This window comes from Exiguobacterium sp. s138 (genome assembly GCF_018618775.1).
In the GTDB taxonomy this organism is placed as follows: domain Bacteria; phylum Bacillota; class Bacilli; order Exiguobacteriales; family Exiguobacteriaceae; genus Exiguobacterium_A; species Exiguobacterium_A artemiae.
Genome location: NZ_JACSMW010000002.1, coordinates 87,698 through 106,028, shown reverse-complemented (window position 1 = coordinate 106,028; position 18,331 = coordinate 87,698). Strand labels below are relative to the sequence as shown.

Genomic DNA, 18,331 nt, shown 5'->3' with positions numbered 1-18,331 from the left:
TTAGATCGTCTCCTTTATCGTTGCTGTCTCAAATGCCCGTTCCAAAATCGCCATTCGGGCAAACACACCGTTCGTCATCTGATCAAAGATACGTGATTGCGGATGCTCCACCAATTCGTCGGCAATCTCAACACCGCGGTTGACCGGTGCCGGATGTAACACAATTGCTTCCGGTCGAATCCGCTTCATCCGTTGTTCCGTCAATCCGTACCGTTCGTGATACTCTTTCGTTGCAAACGGACGGCCATCCGTATGCCGCTCGTGCTGGACTCGGAGCAGCATGATGATGTCACTCGTCGCCACCGCCTCGTCCATTTCCCGGTAGGTGATACCCATCGTCTCGTCAAACCATTCCCTCGGTCCAGAACCGATGACGGTCGCTCCCAAACGTTGCAAGACGTGTGCGTTTGACCGGGCGACCCGGCTGTGCCGGAGATCACCGCAGATGACGATCGTTTTTCCGCTGACATGACCGTATTCCGCATACATCGTCATCAAATCGAGCAGTGATTGCGATGGATGTTGCCCGCTGCCGTCTCCGGCATTAATGATTGGAATCGCCAGATGGTGTTGCAGTGGTTCGTAATAACCGGTCTCTCCGTGACGGATGACGAGCGCATCGACGCCAATCGCCTGTAACGTCTTACATGTATCCAGTAACGTTTCACCTTTTTGAACGGATGAGGTCGCTGTTTCGAATGGCAGGACGTGCAATCCGAGATGATATTCTGCCATGTCAAACGAACATTTGGTCCGGGTCGAATGTTCGAAAAATAAGTTAGCGACGGTTTTCTTCGGCAATGGCCGGGCGGGTGCGCCTTGTTTCAATTCCAGTCCCCGCTTTATCAATCGTTCGATTTCAGTTATCGACAGCTCGTCAAGACTTGTAAAATGGGCAATCCGTTGTCGTGTCTGCATGTTCTTCTCTCCTTTGGGCCGCAAAAAAGCGCACCTTCTGATGTGAAGGTGCGCTGAAGAAGACAGATGTCGCCATCTGTTTCTGAAGGGCCTCCACTTTATCGTTCTCTCTGGAACGTCTTAAAAGTCGTTAGCTGCTCGTTTCGATTGTGGTATTTCTTGTTCGTGTTCTGCCGTTTCGACCTTTGTTTTCGGCAAGATCAAATTCAGAAGGACTCCTAAGATCGTGGCCAGTGCCATACCTTCAAGCGAGAAGTTGCCGATTTTGAGGGCAGCTCCACCAATCCCGATGACCAGAATGACCGCTGTGATCGTCAGGTTTCGTTTATCGGCAAGATCGACCTTACTTTCGACCATTGTCCGCAGACCGTTCGAAGCGATGACCCCAAACAACAGGATACTGATGCCGCCCATGACAGGTGTCGGTATCGTCTTGATGAACCCTTCCACATAGCCGAGGAAACCAAAGCTGATGGCAAGAACTGCTGCGCCTCCGAGGACAAAGACACTGTAGACGCGGGTGATGGCCATGACGCCGTTGTTTTCACCGTACGTCGTGACCGGCGGACCGCCGAGCATCGAGGCAATCGTCTTCGCCAGTCCATCCCCGAGAACCGTCCGGTGCATCCCCGGATCAAGAAGCGTCTCGCGCCCGATAATCCGTGATGTCACTTTTTGTTCTCCGATATGCTCTGTCAATGTAACCAGTGTGACCGGAACGATGAGTGCAAGTGCCGCCCAGTTTAGTGTCGGCGAGTAGTCGAGGAACGGGACTGTAAAGTTCGGAACCTGGAAGAAGCTTGCTTGTTTCAGTGACGTGAAGTCGACGATTCCCGCAGCGACGGCAACCAGATACCCGGTCAGGATACCGAACAGAATCGGGACGGTACTCCACATTCCTTTGAAGTATGTCATCGCGAGCAAGGTGACAGCAAGTGTCGTCAAGGCGACGAGCAGGAAGGTACCGTTGTACTTCCCGTCCGCTCCGTTCATCGCCATGTTGACGGCTGTTGGAGCAAGCGATAATCCGATGACCATGATGACGGGACCGATCACGATCGGAGGCAACAGTTTCATTAACCAGCCGACACCTGTATATGTGATGACGAGGGAAACGATGCCGTAGACGAGTCCTGCAACCATTCCGCCGACAAGCGCATCTTCGACACCCCAGCGTTCACTGACGGCAATGATCGGGACGATATAAGCGAAACTTGAACCTAAGTACGTCGGGACTTTAAAGCGGGTGACGGCGAGGAAGATCAACGTGCCGACTCCGCTTGCGACGAGGGCGACGGATGTGTTTAATCCCGTTAATAACGGAACAAGGACCGTCGCGCCAAACATCGCGAAGACATGTTGGAGGCTGAGCATCAGCCACTGCAGGGGGTGTTTTGGCCGTTCTTGTACATCCAAAATCGCTGTGTGGGTTTTCATAAGGATAACTCCCTTTCTGGTCTCTCTGGACCACGTTAAAGGTATTTGTGTTTAACGTTTGATAAATACTTGATCGGCGTCATCGACTTCAGATAAGGCGACGACAACTTGTTCTTCGCGTGATGTCGGGACATTCTTCCCGATGAAATCCGGTCGGATCGGCAGTTCCCGGTGTCCCCGGTCGACGAGGACAGCGAGCTGGATCATACTCGGGCGACCGTGATCAACGAGCGCATCCATCGCAGCGCGGACGGTGCGTCCGGTGTACAGGACGTCATCGACGAGGACGATGATTTTTCCTGTCACCGTCTCCGGCATGTCCGTGCCTTTGATTTCCGGCTCGAGACTTTTTTTCGATAAGTCATCCCGGTACATCGAGATGTCCACGACACCAAGCAGGACCGGCTTGCCTTCAATCTCTTCGATCCGGCGGGCCAGACGGCGGGCCAGTGTCTCGCCCCGTGTCTTGATACCGACGATCATCAGTTGATCAATTCCTTTGTTGCGTTCGATGATTTCATGGGCGATGCGTGTCAATGCCCGACTGATTGCGGCTTCATCTAAAATGACGGATGGTTTCATTACTTGCTCCTTTCTGCAAAAAAACCTCCTGCGTGAAGTCGCAGGAGGTTGTTGAAGACAATAAGTGTGGGCAGCTCACGCTACACGTATCTACACAAATGAAGTGTCTCCCTTTCGTAGCCTCTCCGGACTCGTTTAAAGGTGTGCTATGGGTAGGATCGTCAACGCGGACGACCGGTTGTGTGAGGCAGATGTCTCGCATCGCTCTCTAGGTGATACTCTACCGTTTTATTAGAAAAACGTCAAGACTCTAATTCAAGTTTTTTCAACTGACTGATCTCGAACGTCATCTCTTCCGGTAACGGTGCCTCGAAATGTAACATTTCCCCAGTCCGCGGATGCTTGAATCCAAGAACAGCCGCATGAAGCGCTTGACCGTTCATTTTCATCGTTTTCCGTGGTCCGTATTTCGGATCTCCAGCGAGCGGGAAACCGATGTAACGCATGTGGACACGAATCTGGTGCGTCCGTCCTGTCTCGAGCTTACATTCAACGACAGTGAACCCTTCGTAACGGTCAAGGACACGGAAATGCGTCACAGCCGCTTTCGAGTTTTTATCCGTCACCGTCATCCGTTGACGGTCATTTTTGTCACGGCCGACCGGTGCTTCGATCGTTCCCAGTTCATGCGGAATCTCGCCGTGGACAAGCGCGATGTACAGACGCTCTGTCGTCTTATCTTTTAGTTGTTGTGCCAGGGATTCGTGTGCCAAATCATTTTTAGCGACCATCAGGAGACCGGATGTATCTTTATCGATTCGGTGGACGATGCCTGGACGTTTGACGCCGTTGATGCCGGACAAATCCTGGCAGTGATGGAGCAAGGCATTGACGAGTGTTCCGGATACGTGACCGGCTGCCGGATGTACGACCATCCCTTTTGGCTTGTTGATGACGATGACATCACTGTCTTCATACACGACATCCAGCGGGATATCTTCCGGTAACACTTCCAGCTCGACGGCTTCCGGAATCCGGACGAGAATCTCTTCCGTACCCGACATCTTATAGTTCGGTTTGACGATTCGTCCGTCGACTTCGACGTGTCCCGCTTTTAACCAGTCCTGGACTTGTGACCGGGACCAGTCTTGTTGTTCCGCTAACCATTTATCAATTCGACCGGTAGCACCATTGGCTTTAACAGCCCATTCATTTTGTTCATTCATTTAATCAATCGTTCCCTTCTTAGTCAAACGCTCTTCAAACATGACGCTGATCAGCATCAGAATAACCCCAAACGTCAAACTGACGTCTGCCACATTAAATATCGGGAAATTATACCCGAACGGATAAAAATGAAAAAAGTCGACGACTTCTCCACGTGCCATCCGGTCGATGAAATTCCCGACCGCTCCGCCCAGTAATAAGGCGACGCTCCAAGCAAATACTTTGTTTTTTGTGCCTTCTTTGTAAAGAAAATAAATCAGCCCAATGACGACGACCAGCGTGATGACGAAGAAAAATCCAAACTTCCCTTCAAGCATCCCCCAGGCAGCGCCACGATTCCGGTATGAATTTAAATAAAAGAAATTGGGAATGATCTCAATCGCTTGACCAATCGTCATCTGTTGGACGACGATCCATTTCGTCAATTGATCCACTCCGACGAGTACAGCAGCAATCGCTAAGTAAAGCCACATTCTTTTTTCCTCCACATCCAAAAATAATGAGGGACCGCTACGAAGTCGCCGTAGCTGCCCCTCCCTGATTCATTATAAAGAATTGACGACTTCAGTACAACGTGGGCAAAGTGTCGGATGAGCCGGATCTTGTCCAAGCTCCGTCGAATATGTCCAGCAGCGTTCACATTTTTCGCCGTCTGCTTTCAGAACAGTGATGCCTGTTGTCCCGTATGATTTCTCCGCCGAAGCGACGAACTCAATCTGTGAAACCTGCAACAACTGCTCAAGATGATCGATTGTCGCAAGCAACGCTTTCGTTTCGTCATTCGGTGCAAGCAGGAGTTTCGCTTCGAGCGTTTTCCCGACAAGTTTCTCGGCACGTGCTTCTTCGAGTGCTTTTAGGACATCATCGCGGAAGACGAGGAAACTGTTCCATTTCGCGATCAATGCAAGACCTTCTTCCGTCATTTCCGGTGCTTCCGGAAGATCCGTCAAGAAAATACTCGCCGTCTCGACGCCGGGAACGAATTCCCACGCTTCGTCGGCTGTATGCGGTAAGACCGGTGCCATCAGTTGTAACAATGTGACGACGGTATCATACATGACTGTTTGAACGGCACGACGCGCCGGTGCATCTTCTTTTTCGATGTACAAGATATCTTTCGTGTAATCGAGATAGAACGAAGACAAGTCCAGGACACAGAAGTTATGCAACAGTTGATAGACCGCCATGAAGTCGTACGCATCGTACGCTGCCTTTACTTTACCGACAAGTTGATCGAGTTTCGTCCGCATGAAGCGATCCGATTCCGGCAAGTCTTTAAATGCCACACGGTGCGTCGTGTGATCGAACTGGTCGAGGTTTCCGAGCAGGAAGCGAACCGTATTCCGGATTTTCCGGTAAGATTCCGATACTTGTTTGAAGTTGTCCATTGAAGCACGGACATCTGATTGATAATCGACGGAAGCCACCCAAAGACGAAGAATTTCCGCTCCGAACTGTTGCATGATTTGGATTGGTGCAATCGTGTTTCCGATTGATTTCGACATCTTCCGCCCTTGACCGTCAAGGACGAATCCGTGACTGACGACCGCTTTATAAGGTGCTTTCCCTGTCGTTGCGACGGATGTCGAAAGAGACGAGTTGAACCATCCGCGATATTGGTCAGACCCTTCCAGGTACAAGTCAGCCGGACGCTCGAGTTCCGGACGTGTCGCGAGGACACCGGCATGGGATGAGCCGGAATCGAACCAGACGTCCATGATATCCGTCTCTTTTTTGAAGATGCCGTTCGGGCTTGCCGGATGCGTAAAGCCTTCCGGTAACAGATCAACGGCTTCGCGCTCATACCAGACATTTGATCCGTGAACGGCAAACAGATTGGCGATGTGGTCGATTGTTTCCGGTGTGACGATTTCCGTACCGTCTTCAGCATAGAAGATCGGCAATGGGACACCCCACGCGCGTTGACGGGAAATGACCCAGTCTCCGCGGTCTTTGAACATGTTGTGAAGACGTGTTTCGCCCCACTCCGGTACCCACTGAACTTCTTTGATTTCATCGAGGATCTCCGCCCGGAAATCTTTGATCGAAGCAAACCACTGTGGTGTCGCCCGGAAGATAACCGGTTTTTTCGTCCGCCAGTCGTGCGGATACGAGTGTTTGATGAACGACAGTTTTAACAATGCACCGGCTTCTTCTAGTGCCACACCGATTTCTTTGTTGGCATCTTCATAGAATAATCCTTCAAAACCAGGTGCTTCTGCCGTCATGACCCCTTTGTCGTCGACCGGACAAAGGACATCAAGACCGTACGCTTGACCGATTCGGAAGTCATCTTCCCCGTGTCCAGGCGCAGTATGAACGACACCCGTCGCTTCTGCCGTGACATGATCGCCGAGCATGACAAGTGATTCGCGGTCATAGAGCGGATGTTTCGCTTTGATGTATTCAAAGTCGGCTCCGTCGAAGACACGACCAATCGTCGCACCTTCCCAGCCGAGGGCTTCGATGACTTCCGGTACGAGTGTTTCGGCGACGATATAGCCTTTTCCTTCGTGCTCAATCCGAGCATACGTCAACTCACCGCTGACAGAGATCCCGAGGTTCGCCGGAATCGTCCAAGGTGTTGTCGTCCAGATGACGAAATGATCCGTCGGCTCCAGGATGTTTTTTCCGTCCATGACTTGGAACGCCACATAGATTGCAGCCGAACGTTTATCCTGATATTCGATTTCTGCTTCTGCGAGAGCAGACTCCGAAGACGGCGACCAGTAGACCGGCTTTTTCCCTTTATAGATGTATCCTTTATTCGCCATATCGCCGAACAGACGGATTTGTGCCGCTTCGAATTCCGGTTGTAACGTGATGTATGGATTGTCGTAGTCACCGAGAACACCAAGACGCTTGAATTGTTCCCGTTGGTGATCGACTTGCTCTAATGCATATTTGGCACACAGCTCACGGAATTCTGCGACCGACATCGACTTCCGGTCGACACCCGCTTTTTGAAGCGCTGTTTCGATCGGAAGTCCGTGCGTATCCCAACCCGGTACATACGGAGAACGGAACCCGTTCATCGACTTGTAACGGACGACGATGTCTTTTAAGACTTTGTTTAATCCGTGTCCCATGTGGATGTCTCCGTTAGCGTAAGGAGGACCATCATGAAGAATGAATGTCGGCTTGCCGGCATTTTTCTCCTGGACGGCTTCATACAGATTCATCTCGTTCCAACGTGCCTGCATATCCGGCTCACGCTTCGGCAGGTTTCCCCGCATTAGAAATTCCGTTTTCATCATCAATAACGTATCTTTGTATTCCATCTGGCATTCCCTCACTTATCTGAATTTTGCGTACAAAAAAAGCCAAACACATCCCCTGATAGGGACGAGTTGGCTTGAACTCGCGGTACCACCCTACTAGCAACCGTGAAAAACGGATTACCACTTAAGAGCCTGATAACGGAGGCGAAACGGTGGAACTTACTGAACAGGTTCAGTTCCACACTCAAAGGGGATACCTTTTATCCTTGACTGATCGGGCTCACACCGGTCCCCGATTCGCTGACAGTATTTAGATAAAAGACGTGTCCTTCTCAATGATTTAACTTATACGACATCGTCGTCATTATACGCAACTGCCGGAATCTCGTCAAGCACACCCCGGGTCGAACTATCAAATGCATCCCAGTCGTGGCTCGTCAACAATTCCATCTGTGCGTCGATCAATACTTTGAATCGATTACGGTACAATTCGATTTTTTTACGCATCTGTTCGACTTCAAAATCAGTCCGCTGCGCTCGGCGCTGTGCCGCATCCTGCAGTTGTTCGGCTTCCCGTTCTGCTTGTTTGACGATAAGGCTGGCTTCTTTCGTCGCATTCGCTTTGACTTCTTCTGCCGCTTCTTGTGCCACGATGATGGATTTGTTTAGGGTTTCCTCCATCGAGCTGAAGTAATCGACACGAGACTGCATGTTTTGAATGACTTCTTGCTGTTGACGGTTTTCCCGGAGCAACAATTCAAAATCTTTGATGACTTGATCAAGAAATTCATTGACCTCATCTTCGTCATAGCCGCGAAACTTACGTGTAAATTCCTTATTGTGAATATCAAGTGGCGTCAATGGCATGATGAAATCCTCCCTCAGCTTGTTGGTTATCCTTTTAGCAGACCGTATTGCAGTTTGATCCGGTCCCGTTTCGTTGAACCGAGTACGGCAATTAACTTGACACGTCCCGTTCCGCGAAGTGACAGTAAATCGCCTTCCTCTAACAAAAAGCTCGGATCTTCAACGATTTTATAATTGACTTTACTTTCACCCTGCTTAATCAGGCTTTGCGCTTTTTGTCTTGAAAATCCAAGGATTTCACTGACGACCGTATCAAAACGGAGCGAACTGACAAATCCCAGTTCTTCCTGCCATTCTTGATCCTTGATTTTCAACTGTTCTTCTGAATCCACGAGTGACAACCGGATCTTGGTTTTCCCCGCACGATCGACGTTCGCTTCAATATAAGAAGCCACTTCTTTCGCGACGGCGAACTGGACGAGTTGATCTTGGATGACGACGTCACCGAATTTCCCTCGTTTTAATCCGACGTTTAGTAATGTCCCTGTCACCTGGCGATGCGAGAGCTCGACGAATTTTGTGGGATAATGGATACGATAAATGGCGATATCAAAATCGTTGGCATCAAGCTCGTAATAATCAGGGGCAATGAGGGCACGCTGTCGTTCCGCACCTTCAAAACCGCCCTCAAAAAAGAGGGCACATTTTGTTCCGACAAGTTCTCGGGTAATCTGTTGTTCACGCGGATCCAGAAAGTCTGTCACTTTAAATGTGTAGGTCGCTTCGACATGGTCGATCCAGTTTAGGACAAGATCGACGAACTCCCGCTCATGTCCGCGATAATGATCATAAACGCTCATTAGAAGAAGATCGCTCGAATGCCTGCCTGTGCCAAATTAAGCACTAAAAAGGCAACGATAGGTGAAATGTCAAGCATACCTCCGATGGGCGGGATAATCCGTCGGAACGGTGCGAGGAAAGGTTCGACTAACATGGCCAGGACTTGACCGAATCGTGATTCACGTGCATTTGGGAACCACGATAATAAAATATAGGCAATCATGACGTAGCTGTAATATTGAAGTAACGTGCTGAGTGTACGACCGATTGCGTACATGACTTGCGAATCCATGCTTACCACCCCTTATGGTTGATATCATCTTCACCGAGCAGATTTGAGATACTTCCGGCCAGCTCGACGTTGTTCGGTACACAGAGGAGTGTATTTTGACTGATAGTCGTAATCGTTCCATCAAGAGCAAACACGACACCTGACAGGAAATTAATCATTTGGCGTGATTGATCTTTAGACATCCGTTGCATGTTCACGATGACAGCACGATTTTGACGAAGATGTTCGCCGATTTCCTGTGCTTCGTTAAACACACGCGGCTCACTGAGAATGACTTGTGATTTCGCCTTTTTTGTATGAATGGGTACGATGTTTGATTGTCTCACAGGGTCCTCCTTTTGAGTAACAGTAGGGGTAGAATCCTCATAATACTCGTCATATTCTTGCTGTGATGCACCTCTACCTTTATTTATTGTAGCATCATTTTCATATTCGAGTTCATCTAAATCGTCTGTATTACCGAGAAATAGATTTTGCATTTTTGTTTTGAATCCCATATCAATTCTCCTTTCGTATATCTAGGCAATTTATGACTGGACTAACGTCGTACCGATTCGGACATATGTCGCGCCTTCTTCAATGGCAATCTGATAGTCCGATGACATCCCCATCGACAATTCCATGCACGGTGCATGCGGGAGTTGACGGGTTGCCACTTCGTCTCGCAAGACACGAAGTGAACGAAAAACCGAACGGAGTACTTGTTCGTCTTCTGTCAACGGAGCCATCGTCATCAGTCCGATTACACGGACCATCGGATATTGTCCTACCTCATGCAAAAATGAGTGGACATCTTCCGGATCAATCCCCTGCTTGGATTCTTCACCAGAAACGTTGACTTGCACAAAACAATCGACTGGCTGCTTGGCACGTTTATTGATTTCTTCCGCAAGATGCAAGCGGTCCAAGGAATGTAACACGTCAATCCGATCAATGACTTGCCGGACTTTACGGGTCTGCAGTGTTCCGATAAAATGCCACTCACAGGCCTCACGTCCTAAGACCGTTTGTTTGTCGGTCAATCCTTCCGGACGATTCTCACCCAGTGCCGTTATACCTGCCGCCAGCAACTCCGCCGCCACTTCACTTGAAACTGATTTCGTCACGCCGATCAATTGTACCTGCTTTTTTTGATCGGTCTTTTCATACGCCTGTTTCATGTTTTGTCGGACTTGTTGTACATTTTCAGAAATTGACATCGAGAGACTCCTTTACAATCAAACTGGCAAACCGTCCACCATGATCCCCATGACGATAGGAGAAGTAGTCTTCCGCCTGGCAGTTCGTACAGATTCCTGTATCCAGCACATCACCGACACCACTGCGTTCGGCTAACATGGCATTGGTTTTTTGAAGTGATAACATAGCTTTTCCGTCTTCTTTTTTAGTATAAGGAGACTCTTCCAAGTTCAGTTGGTCAACCGCCTCAAGAACAGGACCATCGACTTCATAACAACATTCCCGGATCGAGGGTCCGATCACCATCTGAATCGAAGAACGTTCGGCACCGGCTTGTTCCATCTTTGTCAATGTGGCTTCGACGATGTTGGCAACCGTTCCGCGCCAGCCGGCGTGAACGTTTGCAATGATACCTGTCCGCGGATCACAGAAAAGGAGCGGCACACAGTCTGCAAACAGCATCATCAATAAGACGTTTGAATCCGTTGTCACCAGTCCATCTGTACCCTTGATTGCCGTTTCGTAATCTGAGGCTCCACGACCGGACTCGAGGGTCGTTACTTGCTCGACATGATTGCCGTGCACCTGTTCAGCCCATACTGAGTTTTCCAGGGCTAAATCCAGTTGCCGCACGATGACTTCACGATTTTTAATGACACCTTCCGGATCATCTTTTACATGCAGTCCTAAGTTGCCTTGACCGTGAGGTGCTGAAAACTTTGTCGTAAACGCTGCACGGACCGTTCCTGTCGGGGTATCCCATTTTATCCATTGACCAAACATCTCATCCCATCCTTTTTTAAAAAAAGAGGTGTCGCTTACGCGACACCTCTTGATCTAGCAGTCGTGTCTCGGGAATATCGAATTAACGATTATTCCGGCGAAGGAAAGAAGGAATATCCATCGTCTCTTCGACATCTGACCCTTTTGCTGATTCTTGGTTCGAGCTAATAGGTGTCTCTTCGACTTGCGGTTTAGGTTCTTCAGCTACTGGTGATGGTGTCGACGCCTGCTTTTTCTTGAGCAGGTTTTTCATCATTTCTTGTGCTGACGGGATTTCAAAATCGAGTGGCTCGTTTTCGAATTCCGTTGCGATGACCGTAACAATGATTTCGTCTTCCAAGTTGTCATTGATGACTGATCCGAAGATTAAGTTGACTTCTTCGTCCGCAGCGCTTTGAACGATTTGTGCAGCTTCCGTTACTTCGTAAAGGCTCAAGTTCGCACTACCGGTGATATTCATCAAGACGCCTTTTGCACCTTCGATCGATGTTTCAAGCAATGGACTCGAAATCGCTTTTTTCGCGGCTTCTGTCGCACGGTGTTCACCCGTTGCAACACCGACACCCATCAATGCTGAACCTTTTTCCGTCATGATCGTTTTAACATCCGCGAAGTCCAAGTTAATGAGACCCGGAACGGCGATTAAGTCCGTAATCCCTTGAACACCTTGACGAAGCACGTTATCGGCTTCTTTAAAGGCTTCAAGCATCGGCGTGTTACGATCGACGATTTCAAGCAATTTATCATTCGGAATGACGATGAGTGTATCGACTTTTTCTTTAAAGTTCTGCACGCCTGAAACAGCATGTTGCATCCGTTTGCGGCCTTCGAACATGAAAGGTTTTGTGACGACACCTACTGTCAACGCACCGATTTCTTTAGAAATTTCAGCGATGACCGGTGCTGCACCTGTTCCGGTACCGCCACCCATTCCTGCTGTTACGAAAACCATATCGGCACCAGATAGAATTTCTGTCAACTGTTCGCGGCTTTCTTCGGCAGCTTTCTTACCGATTTCCGGATTTGCTCCGGCACCAAGACCACGTGTCAGTTTTGCTCCCAGTTGAAGTTTTACATCCGCCTGTGACATGTTTAGAGCTTGTGCATCCGTATTGACAGCGATGAATTCTACGCCTTGGACACCATGTTCAATCATTCGGTTGACAGCGTTTGAACCACCGCCACCTACTCCGATGACTTTGATTTTAGCTACTTGGTCCATCATTTCATCAAAATGCAACATAAAAGGGGCCCCCTATTTTTTTACTGATAATTTTTTATTTAGCCGAAAAATTTCTCAAAGAAACTGCTGAATGACTTCCGCTCTTTTGGAGGCTGTTCCTTCTGTGGTCGCTCTTCGCGTACTGAAGGTTGGGAAGGGTGTGCAAGTAACTCTTCTTGCTCACGTCCTTGTGCGGCTATTCCCTTTTCGTCCGCCCGGTCAAACCCTGACTTCGAAACGGCACTGCGTGACAGCACGTAGCGTAACATTCCGGCAGCGACAGCATACTTCGGATGACGAATCCCTAAGCTGGCTGGTTGATACACGTTCACGCTTTGTTTAAAGATCCGCTTACCGAGTTGGTCAATTCCTGGTAAGGAAGAACTGCCGCCACAAAGAATGATGCCGCTGTTCATTTGTGCATATCCGGCTTGTGTCATTCGTTTCTGGATCATTTCAAAAATCTCTTCCAGACGGGCTTCCAGTACAAAACCGATCTCCGTCTGTGGTTCGAAACGGTGTTCTCCGTTAATCGTCACGTAGGAAACTTTCTCTTCCGGGTCTCCGAGTGCTTCCAGTGCGACACCATATTCTTCTTTGGCGAGTTTTGCATCTTGGTATTTACAATTCATTTTATACGTCAAATCGCGTGTCAGATGATCTCCGCCATACGAAAGTGTCGTTGAGTACACTAAATCATTTTTTTCGTAAATTGAAAGAGTGGTCGTTTCATGTCCGATATCAACGATTCCGACACCGAGTTCCAATTCATCAATCGAAGCTGCAATTCGTGAGACGGCCAAACTTTCCAGCACATACCCCGCAAGTTCCAACCCAGCTCGTTCGATGGAACGTTTGATGCTATGTAGAATCGTCTTCGCTCCGATAATCAGCTTCCCTGTCACTTCTAGACGATAACCGATCATGCCACGTGGATCTGTGATCTCCGTCTGCTGATCGACAGTAAACGTTTTAGGTAAAACATCGACAACGCTCAATTCGTTTGGAATCCGCATCACCATGGCAGAATGAAGGACATCCTTCACATCATCATCCGTGATTTCGTTATCTTCCCCTTTGATTGATGTCATCCCTTGGCAATCCTTGACTTGGATGTGCTCACCGGAAATTGCTACATATACTTCACCAATCGGTTCACCGAGTGTGCGCTCCACTTCTGCAACCGCTTGTTTAATGGCATTTACTGTTTGATCGATGTCGACGATGACACCTCGCTTGACGCCTGCAGATGGTGCAGACCCTTCCGCTAAGACATTCAGTGTTCCACCTAGAAGTTCACCGACGATGAGTTTCACTTCCGATGTCCCAATATCTAGTGCGGCAATCGTACCTTTCGTTTCCATGGGAGTGACACCTCCACTTTCATAATACTAATCCTGTCGTTCCTGTTTATATTTACAGGAATCGAGACAATCTTCTTCTCGTTTAAGTCTACACTATAAAAAACCTCACGAAAAGAAGTTATTGTCTAACTTACCCATCTAATAGATTACGATTTGATGACGATGTGTCCGCTTTACTACTAATGAAAACAAACGTTTGTCAAACCCGTCTAATACAGGGTGTTATTTACTATTTTTTACCTTTATATGGTTTGAAATAGATACCACCATCAATGGTAATCGTTCCTGTTTTACCTTTTGGCAATGCAGAAATCACTTTGACATATTCATTCAACGAGTTAGAAAAAGCCGATGTACTCAATAAGACGGTATTTCCGTCCGTCATGAATAACTTTAATCCGCCTTTGTCGGTCTGGTCATTGGCTACGATTTCCGAAATCCGGCTCCGGACTTTCGGCTCGATTTTAACGAGTTCCTTTGTCAGACGTTCCAAGGACTGATCCGTAAATCCGGTTAGAATCGGTGCATCAAACAATTCTTCCTTCGACTTTCCGGGAATAATCGTTCCGTCCGCTAAGACGATCCGGGCGCCCGGTTTGTCTTTGGCATACGCGATTTCTTTTTCTTCGACGACATCCACTTCATAATGGTGTAAAAACGTTTTTTTCATCGTCGCTTCGCGAATACCCGGAACATCTTCAATCCGTTCCAACACGGCTTCTTCCGACACATTGAAAGCATGTGTCTCCTTCACCTTAATACGTGATGCTTGAATGATGTCTTCCTTCTTGACGTTCACGGTGCCAGTGACATCAAATGTCGCGACACGCGAGAAACTCGATTGAAGATAGAAGACGACACCAATCAATAGACCGATCAGGATGAGGACATAGATTAAACGCCGGTTCGCCTTTTTCCGACGCTGCTCACGGACATATGGAATTTTATCTTCTAAGCTGCGGACAGTCGCATCCATCTTCGGCTGTCTGGCCGGTTGTTGTTCCTTCACGTAAGCCTCTCCCTCCATTATGTTTAATTTCAGTACCTTATCGGTCTATTCCTGCAATGCTTTAGTTTTTTCGCTGAATCAACCGTAATAATTCATCGACCAGATCACTTGCCGCATTTGGCATACCAAGCGCAAGTGACGCTTTTGACATGTCCGCTTGATCGGCAATTGCTTTCGTACAAGCGTCGAACAATCGGTCTCCCGTCAACTCGGATTCCCGAATCAACAGACTGGCTCCTGTCTCGACGAGTGACGAAGCATTCACTTCTTGATGATTTTCCGTCACGTACGGGCTTGGAATCAAGATACTCGGCAAACCGAGCGTCGTCAATTCAGCTAACGTACTTGCACCGGAACGCGAGATGACAAGTTGACTCGCTTTTAAAATTAACGGCAGATCATAAATGAACGGACGCAATTGAATCCGGTCGGGTAATATGCCGAGCTGAGCCTGAATGTCTTCGTGGTGCACCTGTCCCGTGACGAACAATAACGACCAGTCAGTTTCTGTCAGCTTGGGAATCATGTCGACGACTGCTTTATTGATGGCTGGTGCCCCCCGGCTGCCGCCGTAAACGACAATCAGAGGACGATCTTGTTCAAAACCGTATTTTTGTTTTTCTTCGACTGGATCAATCTGCAGCATCGCAACTTCCGAAGCACGGGGATTCCCGATTAAAATCGTCTTCCCTTCATTTTTGCCGAAATGATGACCAGATCCCTTAAAGGACAAGGCCACTCGGTCAACATAACGCGCCAGGAACTTATTCGTGATTCCCGGTAAACTGTTTTGTTCATGGACGAGTGTTTTATATCCCATCTTCGCTGCTGTGTATAAAACCGGACCGCAGACGAAACCACCCGTTCCGACCACGATATCCGGTTGGAAGTCGCGCAAAAGCTTCCGGACGCGGACAACACTTTTTAAAAAGCGGAAACCGGTCTTGACGTTTTCAAACGATAAGGAACGGCGGATCCCCGAAATTTCAATCGATTCGAAAGGAATACCCGCTCGACGGACGATATCTGCTTCGAGTCCATTCTCTGTTCCGATGTACAACACTTCGCATGGCGTCCGACGTTCAATTTCTCGAATCATCGCCAACGCCGGATAGATATGTCCACCGGTGCCTCCACCTGAAACTACGATTCTCATTTCATCATTCCTCCTACTTTTTGGACAGAACGGATGAAATGTTCGCCGCGTTCTTCGTACGTTTTGTATTGGTCCCAACTGGCCGATGCCGGAGACAGCAAAATAATATCCCCGGGTTTCGAGACATCAAATGCCGTGGCAACGGCTTCTTCCATCTCACGTGTCACCGTCGAAGCAATCTGTTGCTCGGTCGCTAAATCGGCGAAGCGTTGACCGGTCTCCCCGAGTCCGATGACATGTTTGACATGGGTCATCGCACTTTTCAACGGTGTTAAATCTGCACCGCGTTCGAGTCCGCCGCAAATCCAAATGATAGACGATTGAAAACCGGACAGTGCTGCTTCCGTCGCAACATTGTTCGTGGCTTTTGAATCATTGTAGACCTTTCGTCCGGCAAACTCACCGATGTATTCTGTCCGGTGTGCTACTCCGCCAAACGTCCGCAAGACGTCTTGAATCGCTGTCAGGGAAATCCCGAACGGTTCAATCAATGTCAAGGCAGCCAGAACGTTTTCGAGGTTATGACCACCGCCGAGCGACAGTTCACGAACCGGAAGAATTTCTGTCTGACCGACAAAAATCATATCGTTTTCGATGTGTGCATACGCATCTTGGCGACGTGAGAACGTCAACCGTTCGGCTGCTGCTGTTTCGCTTAGGCGCATGACTTCCTCGTCATCCGCATTGACGACCAGTCGTCCGGCTTCATCCATGTTTGAAAAGATTCGTGCTTTGGCTGCCGCATAAGATGTAACATCCCCATGGTAATCAAGATGAGCCGGCGACAGGTTCAGGAACGCCGCACTGACTGGACAGAAGGATTCGATGCCCATCAATTGAAAACTGGACAACTCAATGACGATGACGTCGCCTGCTTCTGCCTGCTGGGCAACCTCAACTGCCGGGAAACCGATATTCCCCGCCAGATGAACACGTTTTGATCCCCGTTTTAATAGTTCATGAACGAGCGTCGTCGTCGTTGTCTTGCCGTTTGATCCTGTAATCGCCACCCAGTCCGCTTTTGTTGAACGATAAGCCAATTCCACTTCCGTCCAAACCGGGATGCCAAGCTCCAGTGCTTTCTGTAACAATGGAATCTGATAAGGGATCCCCGGGTTTTTTACGATTAAGTCTGTTCCATCCAACAAGGATAACGGATGACTTCCGAAGAGGGTTTCGACCTTCAAGGATTCAAGCGTTTGGACGTCATTTTCCGAAGGCGTCCCACCATCGTTCACCGTCACGACAGCGCCTGCCTTCACAAGATAGGTCGCTGCCGCAATTCCGCTTTTCGCAGTCCCAAGGACCAATACTTTTTTCTTCTCCAGCTCAGAACTCTTCATCATTAAATCGCTCACTTTCTTGACCACGAATTTCAATTACACGAACAGATAGGCAATTAACGCCACGATTAAGCTAATCGAAGCAAATGTTCCGACGATACGCCACTCACTCCACCCGACCATTTCGAAATGGTGGTGAATCGGACTCATTTTAAAGATCCGTTTCCCTGTCGTCTTGAAGGAAATAACCTGCAGGATGACCGATAATGTCTCGACAACGAATACAATGCCGATCAGTACTAACAGTAATTCCAGTTTCAATAAGATCGATAAACCGGCAAGCGCCGCTCCTAAAGCCAGTGATCCCGTATCGCCCATGAAGATTTTAGCTGGATAGACATTAAACACAAGGAATCCGATCAACGCACCGACAGCTGAAAAGGCAAACAAGGCAACCCCCGGCTCATCCGCGATAAACCAACCGTAAAGACCAAAGAACAGGAATGTCGGAATCGCCGTAAAGGATACGAGTCCGTCCAGTCCGTCCGTCAGATTGACCGCATTCGAGAATCCGACGAGCCAGAATAACGCGACGAGCGGATACAGAATACCGAAGTCAATCGACCATGTCGTAAAAGGAATCGCCAGGTACGTAGCTTGACTCGAAAATCCGCCGCTCAACCAGACAAACAAAAGACCGACGACAATTTGTCCGATTAATTTTTGTTTTGAGTTTAAACCAAGATTACGTTTTTTAACGACTTTGATATAGTCATCGATAAAACCGATCGCTCCGTAAGCAAGCGTCAAGAACAATAACGACAGATGGCTCCGGTCCAGATCTCCCATCACTAAGAGCACAAGCAGGCTGCCGATCATCGCCAGCAATATGACGATTCCACCCATTGTCGGCGTCCCGGATTTCACTTGGTGCCAATCCGGACCTTCTTCGCGAATCTCTTGACCGAATTTAAGACTGTGTAAAAAAGGAATCGCTTTTGGCATCACGAGGACGACAACCAAAAACGCAATAATTAAACTGATGAATAATGTGATCATTGCAAACACCTA

Annotated in this window: 18 protein-coding genes and 1 other annotated feature; all 18 genes read right to left on the bottom strand. The window is 48.6% G+C overall.

Features of this window, described 5'->3' with window-relative positions:
- On the bottom strand, positions 1–900 hold the full coding sequence (locus KNP91_RS04335; protein ID WP_214849401.1) for an aspartate carbamoyltransferase catalytic subunit: 900 nt from the start codon (positions 898–900) through the stop codon (positions 1–3).
- Positions 901–1,038: 138 nt separating this feature from the next.
- On the bottom strand, positions 1,039–2,355 hold the full coding sequence (locus KNP91_RS04330) for a uracil-xanthine permease family protein (RefSeq protein WP_214848827.1): 1,317 nt from the start codon (positions 2,353–2,355) through the stop codon (positions 1,039–1,041).
- A 51-nt stretch (positions 2,356–2,406) separates the two neighbouring features.
- Entirely contained in the window at positions 2,407–2,937 is a 531-nt protein-coding gene (gene pyrR, locus KNP91_RS04325) for a bifunctional pyr operon transcriptional regulator/uracil phosphoribosyltransferase PyrR (protein ID WP_012370818.1), read from the bottom strand.
- Between the two features lie 242 nt (positions 2,938–3,179).
- On the bottom strand, positions 3,180–4,103 hold the full coding sequence (locus KNP91_RS04320) for an RluA family pseudouridine synthase (RefSeq protein ID WP_026827946.1): 924 nt from the start codon (positions 4,101–4,103) through the stop codon (positions 3,180–3,182).
- On the bottom strand, positions 4,104–4,577 hold the full coding sequence (gene lspA / locus KNP91_RS04315; RefSeq protein WP_012370820.1) for a signal peptidase II: 474 nt from the start codon (positions 4,575–4,577) through the stop codon (positions 4,104–4,106).
- A 72-nt stretch (positions 4,578–4,649) separates the two neighbouring features.
- Positions 4,650–7,385 carry an isoleucine--tRNA ligase gene (ileS, locus tag KNP91_RS04310; protein ID WP_214848825.1) on the bottom strand — a complete coding sequence of 912 codons (2,736 nt, stop codon included), beginning with the start codon at positions 7,383–7,385 and terminating at the stop codon, positions 4,650–4,652.
- A gap of 57 nt (positions 7,386–7,442) precedes the next feature.
- Positions 7,443–7,670, bottom strand: a binding site (T-box leader).
- Positions 7,671–8,192, bottom strand: a complete 522-nt coding sequence (locus KNP91_RS04305) for a DivIVA domain-containing protein (protein WP_012370822.1) — start codon at positions 8,190–8,192, stop codon at positions 7,671–7,673.
- Positions 8,193–8,218: 26 nt separating this feature from the next.
- Complete coding sequence (locus KNP91_RS04300) at positions 8,219–8,992, bottom strand: YlmH family RNA-binding protein (protein ID WP_012370823.1); 774 nt, start codon at positions 8,990–8,992, stop codon at positions 8,219–8,221.
- The gene (locus tag KNP91_RS04295) at positions 8,992–9,264 is read right to left on the bottom strand and encodes a YggT family protein (protein WP_012370824.1); all 273 of its coding nucleotides are present in this window, start codon (positions 9,262–9,264) and stop codon (positions 8,992–8,994) included. Before KNP91_RS04295 ends, KNP91_RS04300 begins: the two co-directional genes overlap by 1 nt.
- A 2-nt stretch (positions 9,265–9,266) precedes the next feature.
- Entirely contained in the window at positions 9,267–9,590 is a 324-nt protein-coding gene (locus tag KNP91_RS04290; protein WP_233550664.1) for a cell division protein SepF, read from the bottom strand.
- A 201-nt stretch (positions 9,591–9,791) separates the two neighbouring features.
- A complete protein-coding gene (locus KNP91_RS04285) occupies positions 9,792–10,463 on the bottom strand; it encodes a YggS family pyridoxal phosphate-dependent enzyme (RefSeq protein WP_214848823.1) in 672 nt (223 codons plus the stop codon).
- Complete coding sequence (pgeF, locus tag KNP91_RS04280; protein ID WP_012370827.1) at positions 10,450–11,226, bottom strand: peptidoglycan editing factor PgeF; 777 nt, start codon at positions 11,224–11,226, stop codon at positions 10,450–10,452. The genes KNP91_RS04285 and pgeF overlap by 14 nt, the downstream gene beginning before the upstream one ends.
- Before the next feature lie 82 nt (positions 11,227–11,308).
- Positions 11,309–12,469, bottom strand: coding sequence for a cell division protein FtsZ (gene ftsZ, locus KNP91_RS04275; RefSeq protein ID WP_012370828.1), 1,161 nt, complete (start codon positions 12,467–12,469; stop codon positions 11,309–11,311).
- 38 nt (positions 12,470–12,507) lie between these two features.
- Positions 12,508–13,812, bottom strand: coding sequence for a cell division protein FtsA (gene ftsA, locus KNP91_RS04270; protein ID WP_214848821.1), 1,305 nt, complete (start codon positions 13,810–13,812; stop codon positions 12,508–12,510).
- Positions 13,813–14,041: 229 nt separating this feature from the next.
- The gene (locus tag KNP91_RS04265; RefSeq protein WP_012370830.1) at positions 14,042–14,821 is read right to left on the bottom strand and encodes a cell division protein FtsQ/DivIB; all 780 of its coding nucleotides are present in this window, start codon (positions 14,819–14,821) and stop codon (positions 14,042–14,044) included.
- Positions 14,822–14,882: 61 nt separating this feature from the next.
- Positions 14,883–15,977, bottom strand: a complete 1,095-nt coding sequence (murG, locus tag KNP91_RS04260) for an undecaprenyldiphospho-muramoylpentapeptide beta-N-acetylglucosaminyltransferase (protein WP_214848819.1) — start codon at positions 15,975–15,977, stop codon at positions 14,883–14,885.
- A complete protein-coding gene (murD, locus tag KNP91_RS04255; RefSeq protein WP_214848816.1) occupies positions 15,974–17,323 on the bottom strand; it encodes a UDP-N-acetylmuramoyl-L-alanine--D-glutamate ligase in 1,350 nt (449 codons plus the stop codon). Before murD ends, murG begins: the two co-directional genes overlap by 4 nt.
- Positions 17,324–17,356: 33 nt before the next feature.
- Positions 17,357–18,319 (bottom strand): phospho-N-acetylmuramoyl-pentapeptide-transferase, encoded by a 963-nt coding sequence (gene mraY, locus KNP91_RS04250; RefSeq protein WP_012370833.1) that lies wholly within the window; start codon positions 18,317–18,319, stop codon positions 17,357–17,359.
- Between the last annotated feature and the right edge of the window lie 12 nt (positions 18,320–18,331).

Coding starts and splice junctions, on each gene's coding strand:
- KNP91_RS04300 (WP_012370823.1), bottom strand. CDS start 8,992: ATGAGCGTTTATGATCATTATCGCGGACATGAGCGGGAGTTCGTCGAT.
- murG (WP_214848819.1), bottom strand. CDS start 15,977: ATGAGAATCGTAGTTTCAGGTGGAGGCACCGGTGGACATATCTATCCG.
- KNP91_RS04320 (WP_026827946.1), bottom strand. CDS start 4,103: ATGAATGAACAAAATGAATGGGCTGTTAAAGCCAATGGTGCTACCGGT.
- lspA (WP_012370820.1), bottom strand. CDS start 4,577: ATGTGGCTTTACTTAGCGATTGCTGCTGTACTCGTCGGAGTGGATCAA.
- ftsA (WP_214848821.1), bottom strand. CDS start 13,812: ATGGAAACGAAAGGTACGATTGCCGCACTAGATATTGGGACATCGGAA.
- mraY (WP_012370833.1), bottom strand. CDS start 18,319: ATGATCACATTATTCATCAGTTTAATTATTGCGTTTTTGGTTGTCGTC.
- KNP91_RS04295 (WP_012370824.1), bottom strand. CDS start 9,264: ATGGATTCGCAAGTCATGTACGCAATCGGTCGTACACTCAGCACGTTA.
- KNP91_RS04305 (WP_012370822.1), bottom strand. CDS start 8,192: ATGCCATTGACGCCACTTGATATTCACAATAAGGAATTTACACGTAAG.
- pyrR (WP_012370818.1), bottom strand. CDS start 2,937: ATGAAACCATCCGTCATTTTAGATGAAGCCGCAATCAGTCGGGCATTG.
- pgeF (WP_012370827.1), bottom strand. CDS start 11,226: ATGTTTGGTCAATGGATAAAATGGGATACCCCGACAGGAACGGTCCGT.
- ftsZ (WP_012370828.1), bottom strand. CDS start 12,469: ATGTTGCATTTTGATGAAATGATGGACCAAGTAGCTAAAATCAAAGTC.
- murD (WP_214848816.1), bottom strand. CDS start 17,323: ATGATGAAGAGTTCTGAGCTGGAGAAGAAAAAAGTATTGGTCCTTGGG.
- KNP91_RS04330 (WP_214848827.1), bottom strand. CDS start 2,355: ATGAAAACCCACACAGCGATTTTGGATGTACAAGAACGGCCAAAACAC.
- ileS (WP_214848825.1), bottom strand. CDS start 7,385: ATGGAATACAAAGATACGTTATTGATGATGAAAACGGAATTTCTAATG.
- KNP91_RS04285 (WP_214848823.1), bottom strand. CDS start 10,463: ATGTCAATTTCTGAAAATGTACAACAAGTCCGACAAAACATGAAACAG.